Here is a 13267-nt window from a genome sequence, read left to right as displayed (position 1 = left end):
GAACAGCGGAAAAGTCCTGGTCAGCCTCCGACAGGCCGGACATTCCTGACATAATGCCCCGGATTTGAGGATGTATTCAGATTCAAGCGGGCCTCGAAGGACGCCTGGGAGGACTCGAACTGGGGCGTCGAACATCCGCGACGACCGTCGCCAACGCTTCATCCGGTCCTGCGACGACCGCCTCAACCCGTCGGCTGCGCGGACCGGATCTCGTCCGCGAACCGTGCGACGGACTCGCGCAGCGCAGCGGTGTCCGGGCCGTGCCGCAGCACCCCCCGGCTGACGTTCGGGACGACGTTGCCGATCGCCGCCCCGAAGACCCGGGGAAGATCGGCCGGGGTGGCCCCCTGCGCGCCGACCCCGGGCGCGAGGAGCGGACCGTTGATGTCCAGGTCGTACGACGACAGATCGCCCAGCGTGGCCCCGACGACGGCGCCGAAGGACCCCAGGGGCTCCTCCCCCGTGTTCTCGGCGGCCAGATGGGCCAGCATGGTCGCGCCGACGCTCCGGCCGTCCGGGCGGACCGCGTGCTGGACCTCGCGGCCCTCCGGGTTGGAGGTCAGCGCGAGCACGAACAGACCCGCGCCGCTCTCGCGCGCCAGCGCGATCGCCGGCGAGAGCGAGCCGTAGCCGAGGTACGGCGACACGGTCAGCGCGTCCGAGAACAGCGGGGAGTCCTTGCGCAGGAAGGCCTCCGCGTACGCGGCCATGGTCGAGCCGATGTCACCGCGCTTGGCGTCCATGAGGACCAGCGCACCGGCCGCGCGGGCCTCCTGGACGGTCTTCTCCAGGACGGCGACGCCGCGCGAGCCGAAACGCTCGAAGAACGCGCTCTGGGGCTTGAACACGGCGACCCGGTCGGACAGCGCCTCGACGACCGTGCGGCTGAACCGCTCCAGACCCGCCACGTCGTCGTTCAGGCCCCACTCGGTGAGCAGCGAGGCGTGCGGGTCGATCCCCACGCACAGCGGGCCGCGTTCGTCCATGGCGCGGCGCAGACGGGCGCCGAAGGGCTCGGTCATACCGTGGTCTTCCTCACGTCGGCGCCGACCGCGTCGGCGAGGGTGGCGTACGGGCTCGTGCGCAGGCGCGCGGCGAGGCCCTTGTGGATGGCTCGCGCCCAGAAGGGCCCCTCGTAGACGAAGGCGCTGTAGCCCTGGACCAGCGTGGCACCCGCCAGGATGCGCTGCCAGGCGTCCTCGGCGTTCTCGACGCCCCCGACGCCCACCAGGGTGATCCGGTCGCCCACGCGCGCGTACAGGCGCCTGAGGACCTCCAGGGAGCGCTCCTTGAGGGGTGCTCCGGAGAGGCCGCCCGTCTCCTTCACCAGGGCCGGTCCGGATTTCAGACCGAGTCCCTCGCGCGCGATGGTGGTGTTGGTGGCGATGATGCCGTCCAGGCCGAGTTCGACGGCCAGGTCGGCGACCGCGTCGACGTCCTCGTCGGCGAGGTCGGGCGCGATCTTCACCAGGAGCGGGACACGGCGGTGCGTGACGGTCCGGTCGGCGGCCTCACGGACGGCGGTCAGGAGCGGCCGCAGCGCCTCGGTGGCCTGCAGGTTGCGCAGACCGGGTGTGTTGGGCGACGACACGTTCACGACGAGGTAGTCGGCGAAGGGCGCGAGGCGCTGCGCCGACTTCACGTAGTCGCCGATGGCCTCGGCCTCGGGGACGACCTTGGTCTTGCCGATGTTGACGCCCACGACGGTCTTGAAGACCGCCTCACGGGACGCCAGGCGGGCCGCGACGGCCAGTGAGCCCTCGTTGTTGAAGCCCATGCGGTTGATGAGCGCGCGGTCCTTCACGAGGCGGAACAGCCGCTTCTTGGGGTTGCCCGGCTGGGCCTCCCCCGTCACCGTGCCGATCTCGATGTGGTCGAAGCCCAGCATCGCCATGCCGTCGATCGCGACCGCGTTCTTGTCGAAGCCCGCGGCGAGCCCGAAGGGGCCGTGCATGCGCAGCCCGAAGGCCTCGGTGCGCAGTTCCCTGTGGCGGGGCGCGAGGGCGGCCGCGACGAAGGTGCGCAGCACGGGGACGCGGACGGCGAGCCGGATCCAGCGGAAGGCGAGGTGGTGGGCCTTCTCGGGGTCCATGCGCTGGAAGACGAGATTGAAGAAGATCTTGTACATGGTGTCCTCATGAAGAGGGGGACACCGTTTCCGGTGTCCCCCTCAGGGCTGCTAGTCGCGGGCCGCGGTCAGGTGCTGCGCGTGTTCCTGGAGTGAACGCACACCCACGTCACCGTGGTTGAGGGCGTCGATGCCCTGGACGGCGGCGGCGAGCGCCTGGACCGTCGTCAGACACGGGACCGACCGCGCCACGGCCGCCGTACGGATCTCGTAGCCGTCGAGGCGGCCTCCGGTGCCGTACGGGGTGTTGACGATCAGGTCGACCTCACCGTCGTGGATGAGCTGGACGATGGTCTTCTCACCGTTCGGGCCGGTGCCCTCGGACTGCTTGCGCACGACCGTGGCGTTGATGCCGTTGCGCTTGAGGACCTCGGCCGTGCCGGAGGTGGCGAGCAGCTCGAAGCCGTGGGCGACGAGCTCGCGCGCCGGGAAGATCATCGAGCGCTTGTCCCGGTTGGCGACGGAGATGAAGGCGCGCCCCTTGGTCGGCAGCGGGCCGTAGGCGCCCGCCTGCGACTTGGCGTACGCCGTGCCGAACACGGAGTCGATGCCCATGACCTCGCCGGTGGAGCGCATCTCCGGGCCGAGGACCGTGTCGACACCGCGACCGTGGATGTCGCGGAAGCGCGACCACGGCATGACGGCCTCCTTGACGGAGATCGGCGCGTCCAGCGGGAGCTCGCCGCCGTCGCCGTTGGCCGGGAGCAGGCCCTCGGCGCGCAGTTCGGCGACGGTCGCGCCCAGCGAGATGCGGGCGGCGGCCTTGGCGAGCGGCACCGCGGTCGCCTTCGAGGTGAAGGGCACGGTGCGGGACGCGCGCGGGTTGGCCTCCAGGACGTAGAGGATGTCCCCGGCCATCGCGAACTGGATGTTGATCAGGCCCCGGACGCCCACCCCGCGCGCGATGGCCTCCGTGGAGGCCCGCAGGCGCTTGATGTCGAAGCCGCCCAGCGTGATCGGCGGCAGCGCGCACGCCGAGTCGCCGGAGTGGATGCCGGCCTCCTCGATGTGCTCCATCACACCGCCCAGGTAGAGCTCCTGGCCGTCGTAGAGGGCGTCGACGTCGATCTCGATGGCGTCGTCCAGGAACCGGTCGACCAGGACCGGCCGCGAGGGGCTGATCTCGGTGGACTCGGCGATGTAGGACTCCAGGCGGGTCTCGTCGTAGACGATCTCCATGCCGCGCCCGCCGAGGACGTAGGAGGGCCGTACGAGGACCGGGTAGCCGATCTCGTCCGCGATGGCCTTGGCGCCGGCGAAAGTGGTGGCGGTGCCGTGCTTGGGGGCCGGCAGGCCCGCCTCGGCGAGGACACGGCCGAAGGCGCCGCGGTCCTCGGCGGCGTGGATCGCCTCGGGCGGGGTGCCCACGATCGGCACGCCGTTGTCCTTGAGCGCCTGCGCCAGGCCCAGCGGGGTCTGGCCGCCGAGCTGCACGATGACGCCCGCGACCGGGCCGGCCTGCCGCTCGGCGTGGACGATCTCCAGGACGTCCTCCAGGGTGAGCGGCTCGAAGTACAGCCGGTCGGAGGTGTCGTAGTCGGTGGAGACGGTCTCGGGGTTGCAGTTGACCATCACCGTCTCGTACCCGGCGTCCGACAGCGCGAAGGACGCGTGCACGCAGGAGTAGTCGAACTCGATGCCCTGGCCGATGCGGTTCGGACCCGAGCCCAGGATGATCACCGCGGGCTTGGTGCGGGGCGCGACCTCGCTCTCCTCGTCGTAGGAGGAGTAGAAGTACGGCGTCTTCGCGGCGAACTCGGCCGCGCAGGTGTCGACCGTCTTGTAGACCGGGCGTACGCCGAGGGCGTGCCGCACCTCGCGCACCACGTCCTCGCGCAGGCCGCGGATCTCGCCGATCTGCTGGTCGGAGAAGCCGTGCCGTTTGGCCTCGGCGAGCAGCTCGCGGGTCAGCTCGGGGGCCTCGGCCAGCTCGTCCGCGGTCTCCTTGATCAGGAAGAGCTGGTCGACGAACCAGGGGTCGATCTTCGTGTACTCGAAGACCTCCTCGGGCGTGGCGCCCGCGCGGATGGCCTGCATGACGGTGTTGATACGGCCGTCGGTGGGCCGTACGGACTCCTCCAGCAGGGCGGTCCTGTCGCCGGGCTCGCCCACGAAGGTGAACTGGCTCCCCTTCTTCTCCAGCGAGCGCAGCGCCTTCTGGAAGGCCTCGGTGAAGTTGCGGCCGATCGCCATGGCCTCGCCGACCGACTTCATGGTGGTCGTGAGGGTGGAGTCGGCCGACGGGAACTTCTCGAAGGCGAACCGCGGGGCCTTGACCACCACGTAGTCGAGCGTCGGCTCGAAGGAGGCCGGGGTCTGCTCGGTGATGTCGTTGGGGATCTCGTCCAGCGTGTAGCCGACGGCGAGCTTCGCGGCGATCTTGGCGATCGGGAAGCCGGTCGCCTTGGAGGCGAGCGCCGAGGAACGCGACACGCGCGGGTTCATCTCGATGACGATCACGCGACCGTCCTCGGGGTCCACCGCGAACTGGATGTTGCAGCCGCCGGTGTCGACGCCGACCTCACGGATGATCGCGATGCCGACGTCGCGCAGGACCTGGTACTCGCGGTCGGTGAGGGTCATGGCGGGGGCCACGGTGATCGAGTCACCGGTGTGCACGCCCATCGGGTCGAAGTTCTCGATGGAGCAGACGACCACGACGTTGTCGTTCTTGTCGCGCATCAGCTCCAGTTCGTACTCCTTCCAGCCGAGGATGGACTCCTCCAGGAGCACCTCGGTGGTCGGCGAGAGGGTCAGGCCCTGGCCGGCGATGCGGCGCAGTTCCTCCTCGTCGTGCGCGAAGCCGGAGCCGGCGCCGCCCATGGTGAAGGACGGGCGGACGACGACCGGGTAGCCGCCGAGCGTCTCGACGCCCTTGAGGACGTCGTCCATGGAGTGGCAGATGACCGAGCGGGCGGACTCGCCGTGCCCGATCTTCTTGCGGACCTCCTCGACGACGTCCTTGAACAGGTCGCGGTCCTCGCCCTTGTTGATGGCCTCGACATTGGCGCCGATCAGCTCGACGCCGTACTTGTCGAGGGTGCCGGCCCCGTGCAGCGAGATCGCCGTGTTGAGGGCCGTCTGGCCGCCCAGGGTGGGCAGCAGGGCGTCGGGGCGCTCCTTGGCGATGATCTTCTCGACGAATTCCGGGGTGATCGGCTCGACGTAGGTGGCGTCGGCGATCTCCGGGTCGGTCATGATCGTCGCCGGGTTGGAGTTGACGAGGATGACGCGCAGGCCTTCGGCCTTGAGCACGCGGCACGCCTGGGTGCCGGAGTAGTCGAACTCGGCGGCCTGGCCGATGACGATCGGGCCGGAGCCGATGACCAGGACGGACTGGATATCGGAGCGCTTAGGCACGCTGGCCCTCCATCAGAGATACGAAGCGGTCGAACAGGTAGGCGGCGTCGTGCGGGCCCGCTGCCGCTTCGGGGTGGTACTGGACGGAGAAGGCCGGCTGGTCGAGCAGCTGGAGCCCCTCCACGACGTCGTCGTTCAGGCAGACGTGGGAGACCTCGGCGCGGCCGAACTTCGTCTCGCTGACCTTGTCGAGCGGCGCGTCCACGGCGAAGCCGTGGTTGTGCGCGGTGACCTCGACCTTGCCGGTCGTACGGTCCTGGACCGGCTGGTTGATGCCGCGGTGGCCGTACTTCAGCTTGTAGGTGCCGAAGCCGAGCGCCCGGCCGAGGATCTGGTTGCCGAAGCAGATGCCGAACAGCGGCGTCTTGCGCTCCAGGACGGCGGTCATGAGCGCGACCGGGCCGTCGGCGGTGGCCGGGTCGCCGGGCCCGTTGGAGAAGAAGACCCCGTCGGGGCCGACGGCGTAGACGTCGTCCGCGGTGGCCGTGGCCGGCAGCACGTGCACCTCGATGCCCCGCTCGGCCATGCGGTGCGGGGTCATGCCCTTGATGCCGAGGTCGATCGCGGCGACGGTGAACCTCGCGTTGCCGATCGGAACGGCTTCGCCGTCGGGGCCGACCGCGGGGACGACGTACGTCTCCTTGGTGGCGACCTCCTCGTACAGCGAGGCGCCCTTCATGTGCGGCTGGGCCTGCACGCGCGCGACGAGCTCGGACTCGGCGGCGATCGCCTCGCCGGAGAAGATCCCGGCGCGCATGGAGCCGCTCTCACGCAGGTGGCGGGTGAGGGCGCGGGTGTCGATGCCGGAGATCCCGACGATGTCCTGCGCGACCAGCTCGTCGTCCAGGGAGCGCTTGGCCCGCCAGTTGGACGGCACGCGCGCGGGGTCGCGCACCACGTAGCCGGAGACCCAGATGCGGCGGGACTCGTCGTCCTCGTCGTTCCAGCCGGTGTTGCCGATCTGCGGGGCGGTCGCGACGACGATCTGGCGGTCGTACGAGGGGTCGGTCAGGGTCTCCTGGTAGCCGGTCATGCCGGTGGAGAACACGGCCTCGCCGAAGGTCTCCCCCACGGCCCCGTAGGCACGGCCGCGGAAGATCCGGCCGTCCTCCAGGACGAGTACCGCGGGGACCTTCGAGGCCCCCCTTGTGGAGGTCGTCATCGTGCGCCTTCCGTTTCCGTCTTGTTGATCATGGAGTTAATGGCGTCGATCCACTCGGTGTGCTCGGCCGCGTGGTCCGAGCGGAACCCCGAGTCGATCAGCCGCTCGCCGTGCGCCCAGGTCACCAGGAGCAGGCCGCCCTCGGTCAGGACCTTGCCGGCGATGCCCTTGCCGAGCACCGCCTCCCGCAGGGCCTCGCGCGGGATGAAGAAGTCGGTCGCTCCGGGGCGGACGACGTCCAGTCCCGTGTCCCTCAGCGTGAGCTCGACCCGGCTGCGGGTGCCGAGGCCGTGCGCCACGATCCGGTCGAGCCACTGCCCGGCGGTGGTGGAGCCGTGGTAGCGGCCGCTCATGGCCAGTCTCGCCGGGCCGGGGTCGTCCGGCGCGCCGGGCAGCTCGGGCAGGTCGCCCTGGAGCGTGCCGCGCCACTTCCAGCCCTCGCGCATCAGCCAGTAGACGAGCGCGACGAAGAGGGCGAGGCCGACGAGCCAGCCGATGCGGGCGGCCCAGTCGGTGACCTCGGCCGACTTCCTCTCGGCTGCGAGACCGGCGGCCAGCAGGGTTTCAGATGTCACGTGAGCTTCCCGTCGACGAGCGTGGCCTTGCCCCGGAGCCACGTGTGCGTGACACGGCCCGGCAGCTCACGCCCCTCGTACGGAGTGTTGCGGCTGCGCGAGGCGAAGCCCGCGGGGTCCACAGAGCCACGGTATTCCGTGTCGACCAGCGTGAGGTTGGCGGGCTCACCAGCCGAGACGGGACGGCCGTGTCCCGTGGCCCGCCCGATGCGGGCGGGCGTGACGGACATGCGCTCGGCGACCCCGGCCCAGTCGAGGAGCCCGGTGTCCACCATGGTCTCCTGCACCACTGACAACGCGGTCTCCAGGCCGACCATGCCCATGGCGGCGGCGGCCCACTCGCAGTCCTTGTCCTCGTGCGGGTGCGGGGCGTGGTCGGTGGCGACGATGTCGATGGTGCCGTCGGCCAGCGCCTCGCGCAGGGCGAGCACATCGCGCTCGGTGCGCAGCGGCGGGTTCACCTTGTAGACCGGGTTGTACGACCGCACCAGCTCGTCGGTGAGGAGCAGGTGGTGCGGGGTCACCTCGGCGGTGACGTCGATGCCGCGGGACTTGGCCCAGCGGACGATCTCGACGGACCCGGCGGTCGACAGGTGGCAGATGTGCACGCGGGAGCCGACGTGCTCGGCGAGCAGGACGTCCCGGGCGATGATCGATTCCTCGGCCACCGCGGGCCAGCCCCCGAGCCCCAGCTCGGCGGAGACGATGCCCTCGTTCATCTGGGCGCCCTCGGTCAGCCGCGGTTCCTGCGCGTGCTGGGCGACGACCCCGCCGAAGGCCTTCACGTACTCCAGCGCGCGCCGCATGATCACGGCGTCGTCGACGCACTTGCCGTCGTCGGAGAAGACCGTGACACCGGCTGCCGACTCGTGCATGGCGCCCAGCTCGGCGAGCTTGCGGCCCTCCAGGCCGACGGTGACCGCGCCGATGGGCTGCACGTCGCAGTAGCCGTGCTCCTGGCCCAGCCGGTAGACCTGCTCGACCACACCGGCGGTGTCGGCGACCGGGAAGGTGTTGGCCATGGCGAACACGGCCGTGTAGCCGCCGCTCGCCGCCGCACGCGTGCCGGTCAGTACGGTCTCGGAGTCCTCGCGGCCCGGCTCACGCAGATGGGTGTGCAGGTCGACCAGGCCCGGCAGGAGCACCTTGCCGGCGGCCTCGACGACCTCGGCGCCCTCGGCGGACAGCCCGGTGCCGACCGCCTCGATCACGTTGCCGTCGATCAGCACGTCCTGCGGCTCGCCGCCGAGGACCTTCGCACCACGGATCAGGATCTTGCTCATGTGACTTACTTCTCCTCGATACGGGTGTGGCTGACGGCAGGCTCGTTTCCACCGAGCAGCAGATAGAGAACGGCCATCCGGATGGAGACTCCGTTTGCGACCTGCTCGACGACGGTGCAGCGATCGGAGTCGGCGACCTCGGCGGTGATCTCCATGCCGCGCACCATCGGGCCGGGGTGCATCACGATGGCGTGCTCCGGCATCCGGGCCATGCGGTCACCGTCGAGGCCGTAGCGCCGCGAGTACTCGCGCTCGGTGGGGAAGAACGCGGCGTTCATGCGCTCGCGCTGGACGCGCAGCATCATCACTGCGTCGGACTTGGCGAGCGTGCTGTCGAGGTCGTAGGCCACCTCGCAGGGCCAGGTCTCGACGCCGACCGGCACCAGGGTGGGCGGGGCGACGAGGGTGACCTGGGCGCCGAGGGTGTGCAGCAGGTCGACGTTGGAGCGGGCGACGCGGCTGTGCAGGACGTCCCCCACGATCGTGATGCGCTTGCCCGCGAGGTCCTGGCCGATCCCGGCGTCCCGCCCGACGAGCCGGCGGCGCATGGTGAACGCGTCCAGCAGGGCCTGGGTGGGGTGCTGGTGGGTGCCGTCGCCGGCGTTGATGACGGCCGCGTCGATCCAGCCGGAGTTGGCGAGCCGGTACGGCGCCCCGGAGGCGCCGTGGCGGATGACGACGGCGTCGACGCCCATGGCCTCCAGGGTCTGGGCGGTGTCCTTGAGGGACTCGCCCTTGGACACGCTGGAGCCCTTGGCGGTGAAGTTGATGACGTCCGCCGAGAGCCGCTTCTCGGCGGCCTCGAAGGAGATACGCGTACGCGTGGAGTCCTCGAAGAAGAGGTTGACGATCGTGCGGCCGCGCAGGGTCGGCAGCTTCTTGATCGGCCGGTCGGCGACCCGGGCCATCTCCTCGGCGGTGTCGAGGAGAAGGACGGCGTCGTCGCGGGTGAGGTCGGCGGCCGAGATGAGATGACGCTGCATCTGTCAGGCTCCGTAAGGCAGTTCAGGTATCGGGAGGATCCGGGCAGGTGAGGGCACACCGAAAGAAGTGCCCCGGCACACCTGCTGCTAGGTCTGCTTCACACCGAGCAGCACGGTGTCGCGACCGTCCTCCTCGACGAGCTGGACCTTGACCGTCTCCCGCAACGACGTGGGGAGGTTCTTGCCGACGTAGTCGGCGCGGATGGGCAGTTCACGGTGGCCTCTGTCGACGAGGACCGCGAGCTGCACCGCGCGGGGTCGCCCGATGTCGTTCAGGGCGTCCAGGGCGGCGCGGATGGTGCGCCCGGAGAAGAGCACGTCGTCCACGAGGACGACCAGGCGGCCGTCGATGCCGTCACCGGGGATCTCGGTACGGGCCAGCGCTCGCGGCGGATGCATGCGCAGATCGTCGCGGTACATGGTGATGTCGAGGGAACCGACCGGAATCGTGCGGTCGGTGATCTCCTCCAGCTTCGCGGCGAGCCGCTGGGCGAGGAAGACGCCTCGGGTGGGGATGCCGAGGAGCACCACGTCGTCGGCGCCCTTGGCGCGTTCGACGATCTCGTGGGCGATGCGGGTCAGCACGCGTGCGATGTCGGGGCCCTCAAGAACGGGCCGGGCATCGGACGCCTGGATGAGGTCGGAAGTGTCCTGCTTGTCCATACGAAACGGACCTCCTTCTCCGCCTCACGGGACGGACCTTAAAGGACGTCGGATTTGCGCCATCCACCGTATCAGGCCCGAACGAGGCCCCTGATCACCCCCTTGGCCCAATCAGCCACCACTCTCACGGAAGAGTCGGTGTGGACCATTCGGCTTGACGCAGAAGAGTCACGCTGCGTAACCTCACAGTGAGTTACCAGACGCGCGGCTCGAAACCACTGCGGCCGCGTCGATCCAGTGTCCGGGGAGCTATATGTCCAGCGAATACGCCAAACAGCTCGGGGCCAAGCTCCGGGCCATCCGCACCCAGCAGGGCCTTTCCCTCCACGGTGTCGAGGAGAAGTCCCAGGGACGCTGGAAGGCGGTCGTGGTCGGTTCGTACGAGCGCGGCGACCGCGCGGTGACCGTGCAGCGTCTTGCCGAGTTGGCGGATTTCTACGGCGTTCCGGTGCAGGAGCTGCTGCCCGGCACCACTCCGGGCGGGGCCGCCGAGCCCCCGCCGAAGCTGGTCCTCGACCTGGAGCGGCTGGCCCACGTCCCGGCCGAGAAGGCGGGCCCCCTCCAGCGCTACGCCGCGACGATCCAGTCGCAGCGCGGTGACTACAACGGCAAGGTGCTCTCGATCCGCCAGGACGACCTGCGCACACTCGCCGTCATCTACGACCAGTCGCCCTCGGTCCTCACCGAGCAGCTGATCAGCTGGGGCGTGCTGGACGCGGACGCGCGTCGCGCGGTGTCCCACGAGGAGAGCTGAGCCGCTCCCAGCCTCAGCAGAAACGTGCCGCCGGGGTGGCCGGAACTTCACGGTTCCGGCCACCCCGGCGGCTTTCTGCGGGCCTGGTGGAGCTCACACGTACGAGGACGCCTGAGGGCCCGCAGCGGTCACGCTGCGGGCCCTCAGGCGATTCGCGTCTCGTCGAGCGCCTCAGCGTCTCGACTCACGCCTCGTCTCGGCGCAGCGACGGCTTCAGGTCCTTGAGCCGGCCCAGCAGGCCGTTCACGAACGAGGGCGACTCGTCCGTGGAGAACTCCTTGGCCAGCTGCACCATCTCGTCGAGCACCACCGCGTCCGGCGTCTCGTCGGCCCAGATCAGCTCGTAGGCGCCCAGACGCAGGATGTTGCGGTCGACGACCGGCATCCGGTCCAGCGTCCAGCCGACCGAGTACTGCGCGATCAGCTCGTCGATGCGCCGCGCGTGCTCCGCGTAGCCCTCGACCAGCTGCATCGTGTACTCGCTCACCGGCGGCTGCCGGGTGTCGTTCCGGGAGTGCCGGATCCAGTCCGCGAGGACCGTCAGGACGTCGGCGCCGCGCTGGTCGCCCTCGAAGAGGATCTGGAAGGCGCGCTTGCGGGCCGTGTTGCGGGCAGCCACGGTTAGCTGTTCACCCGGCCGAGGTAGTCGCTCGTGCGAGTGTCGACCTTGATCTTCTCACCGGTGGTGATGAAGAGCGGGACCTGGATCTGGTGACCGGTCTCCAGGGTGGCGGGCTTGGTGCCACCGGTGGAGCGGTCGCCCTGCAGGCCGGGCTCGGTCTCCTGCACGACGAGCTCGACGGCGGCCGGCAGCTCGACGAAGAGCACCTCGCCCTCGTGCTGCGCCACGGTGGCGGTGAAGCCCTCGATCAGGAAGTTGGCGGCGTCGCCGACCGCTTTGCGGTCGATCATGAGCTGGTCGTAGGTCTCCATGTCCATGAAGACGAAGTACTCGCCGTCCATGTACGAGAACTGCATGTCGCGCTTGTCGACAGTGGCCGTCTCGACCTTGACGCCGGCGTTGAACGTCTTGTCGACGACCTTGCCGGACAGCACGTTCTTGAGCTTGGTGCGCACGAATGCGGGGCCCTTGCCGGGCTTGACGTGCTGGAACTCGACGACGGACCAGAGCTGGCCGCCTTCGAGCTTGAGCACCAGGCCGTTCTTGAGGTCGTTCGTGGAAGCCACGGTTGCGGAATCTCCTGGACTGACGTGGACGACCCCGGCGCACGCACGTTGCCTATAGTGCGAGCAGCTCCTTGGTCGTGATGGTGAGTAGCTCGGGTCCGCCGTCCGCCTCGGGGCGTACGACGAGCGTGTCATCGATCCGGACGCCGCCCCGTCCCGGGAGGTGGACCCCCGGTTCGACGGTGACCGGCACGCAAGCGTCCAGTTTACCCATGGCCGCGGGGGCCAACTGCGGGTCCTCGGCGATTTCCAGTCCCACACCGTGTCCGATGAGGGTCGGGAGCCCCTCGTGGTGGCCCGCGGACTCCAGTACCTGGCGTGCCGCACGGTCCACGTCACGGTAGGCGGCGCCGGGTGCCAGTGACTCCCGTCCGGCCCGCTGAGCGGCGAAGACGAGGTCGTAGAGCTCGATCTGCCAGTCGGCCGGGGACGTCCCGATGACGAAGGTTCGGCCGATCTCACAGCGGTAGCCGCGGTAGCTCGCGCCCAGACAGACGGAGAGGAAGTCGCCTTCCTCGACGCGACGGTCGGTGGGGTGGTGGGCGGGGCGGCCGGAGTTCGGGCCGGTGCCGACGGAGGTGGCGAAGGCCGGGCCGTCGGCGCCGTGGTCGACGAGGCGGCGCTCCAGTTCGAGGGCCAGGTGCCGCTCGGTGCGGCCGACCAGGATGGACTCCAGCAGCTCACCGAGCGCCTGGTCGGCGATCTCGGCGCCGATCCGCAGGCAGGAGATCTCCTCCTCGTCCTTGATGACGCGGAGCTGTTCGACCGCGCCGCCGAGGTCGGCGAGGCGCAGGCGCGGGACGACCGAGCGGATGGCTCTGTGGCGGGCCACGGTGAGGTGGTGTTCCTCGACGGCGAGGCACCCCCCGCCCCGTGCCTCCGCGAGGTCGGCCGCCGCGACGGCGGGGTCGCCACCGGCGCCGGGCAGGGTGTGGAGCCGCAGGGCCTCGTCGGGACGGCCGTCCGTGCGGTCGTCCAGGGGTCCGGGGCAGAGCAGCACGTCCTCACCGGCGCCGAGCAGGAGGACGGCGCCGCGGGGGGCGGCGCCCGCGAGGTAGCGGACGTTGGCGGGGCGGGAGATCAGCGCGGACTGGCTGCCGCCGGCCTGGCAGCGGTCTCTCAGGCGGGCTCTACGGGTGGCGTACACCTCTGACATGACACGAGCGTAGGA

General features: G+C 70.1%; 12 protein-coding genes. 1 reads left to right on the top strand and 11 read right to left on the bottom strand.

Annotated elements, in window-relative coordinates; genetic code table 11:
• Positions 1-182 precede the first annotated feature (182 nt).
• From pyrF to pyrR, 8 genes are all read right to left on the bottom strand, one after another.
• Positions 183-1022 carry an orotidine-5'-phosphate decarboxylase gene (pyrF, locus tag ABZT02_RS33420; protein ID WP_356024269.1) on the bottom strand — a complete coding sequence of 280 codons (840 nt, stop codon included), beginning with the start codon at positions 1020-1022 and terminating at the stop codon, positions 183-185.
• Positions 1019-2128: a quinone-dependent dihydroorotate dehydrogenase gene (locus ABZT02_RS33415; RefSeq protein WP_356024267.1), complete on the bottom strand. Its 1110-nt coding sequence runs from the start codon at positions 2126-2128 to the stop codon at positions 1019-1021. The genes pyrF and ABZT02_RS33415 overlap by 4 nt, the downstream gene beginning before the upstream one ends.
• Positions 2129-2179: 51 nt before the next feature.
• Positions 2180-5488, bottom strand: coding sequence for a carbamoyl-phosphate synthase large subunit (gene carB / locus ABZT02_RS33410; RefSeq protein WP_356024264.1), 3309 nt, complete (start codon positions 5486-5488; stop codon positions 2180-2182).
• The gene (gene carA, locus ABZT02_RS33405; RefSeq protein WP_356024261.1) at positions 5481-6650 is read right to left on the bottom strand and encodes a glutamine-hydrolyzing carbamoyl-phosphate synthase small subunit; all 1170 of its coding nucleotides are present in this window, start codon (positions 6648-6650) and stop codon (positions 5481-5483) included. Before carA ends, carB begins: the two co-directional genes overlap by 8 nt.
• Positions 6647-7225 (bottom strand): hypothetical protein, encoded by a 579-nt coding sequence (locus tag ABZT02_RS33400; RefSeq protein WP_356024258.1) that lies wholly within the window; start codon positions 7223-7225, stop codon positions 6647-6649. Before ABZT02_RS33400 ends, carA begins: the two co-directional genes overlap by 4 nt.
• Positions 7222-8508, bottom strand: coding sequence for a dihydroorotase (locus tag ABZT02_RS33395; protein WP_356024256.1), 1287 nt, complete (start codon positions 8506-8508; stop codon positions 7222-7224). The genes ABZT02_RS33400 and ABZT02_RS33395 overlap by 4 nt, the downstream gene beginning before the upstream one ends.
• A 5-nt stretch (positions 8509-8513) precedes the next feature.
• Entirely contained in the window at positions 8514-9491 is a 978-nt protein-coding gene (locus tag ABZT02_RS33390; protein WP_356024254.1) for an aspartate carbamoyltransferase catalytic subunit, read from the bottom strand.
• An 87-nt stretch (positions 9492-9578) separates the two neighbouring features.
• Entirely contained in the window at positions 9579-10154 is a 576-nt protein-coding gene (gene pyrR / locus ABZT02_RS33385) for a bifunctional pyr operon transcriptional regulator/uracil phosphoribosyltransferase PyrR (RefSeq protein WP_356024251.1), read from the bottom strand.
• A 253-nt stretch (positions 10155-10407) separates the two neighbouring features.
• Between pyrR and bldD the strand changes: the two genes are divergently transcribed.
• Positions 10408-10908, top strand: coding sequence for a transcriptional regulator BldD (bldD, locus tag ABZT02_RS33380; RefSeq protein WP_003956405.1), 501 nt, complete (start codon positions 10408-10410; stop codon positions 10906-10908).
• A 184-nt stretch (positions 10909-11092) separates the two neighbouring features.
• Here bldD and nusB read toward each other — a convergent pair whose 3' ends face one another.
• Genes nusB through ABZT02_RS33365 form a run of 3 tightly spaced genes read right to left on the bottom strand, consistent with a single transcriptional unit; the run spans position 11093 to position 13252 of the window.
• Complete coding sequence (gene nusB / locus ABZT02_RS33375) at positions 11093-11527, bottom strand: transcription antitermination factor NusB (RefSeq protein ID WP_355756529.1); 435 nt, start codon at positions 11525-11527, stop codon at positions 11093-11095.
• A gap of 2 nt (positions 11528-11529) precedes the next feature.
• The gene (gene efp, locus ABZT02_RS33370) at positions 11530-12096 is read right to left on the bottom strand and encodes an elongation factor P (protein ID WP_057614159.1); all 567 of its coding nucleotides are present in this window, start codon (positions 12094-12096) and stop codon (positions 11530-11532) included.
• A gap of 52 nt (positions 12097-12148) precedes the next feature.
• Positions 12149-13252 carry an aminopeptidase P family protein gene (locus tag ABZT02_RS33365; protein WP_356024249.1) on the bottom strand — a complete coding sequence of 368 codons (1104 nt, stop codon included), beginning with the start codon at positions 13250-13252 and terminating at the stop codon, positions 12149-12151.
• Positions 13253-13267 lie beyond the last annotated feature (15 nt).

This window comes from Streptomyces sp. NPDC005402 (genome assembly GCF_040606575.1).
Classification (GTDB): Bacteria; Actinomycetota; Actinomycetes; order Streptomycetales; family Streptomycetaceae; genus Streptomyces.
The sequence above is the reverse complement of the archived record's forward strand: the minus strand, read 5'-3'. Positions and strand labels throughout refer to the sequence as shown.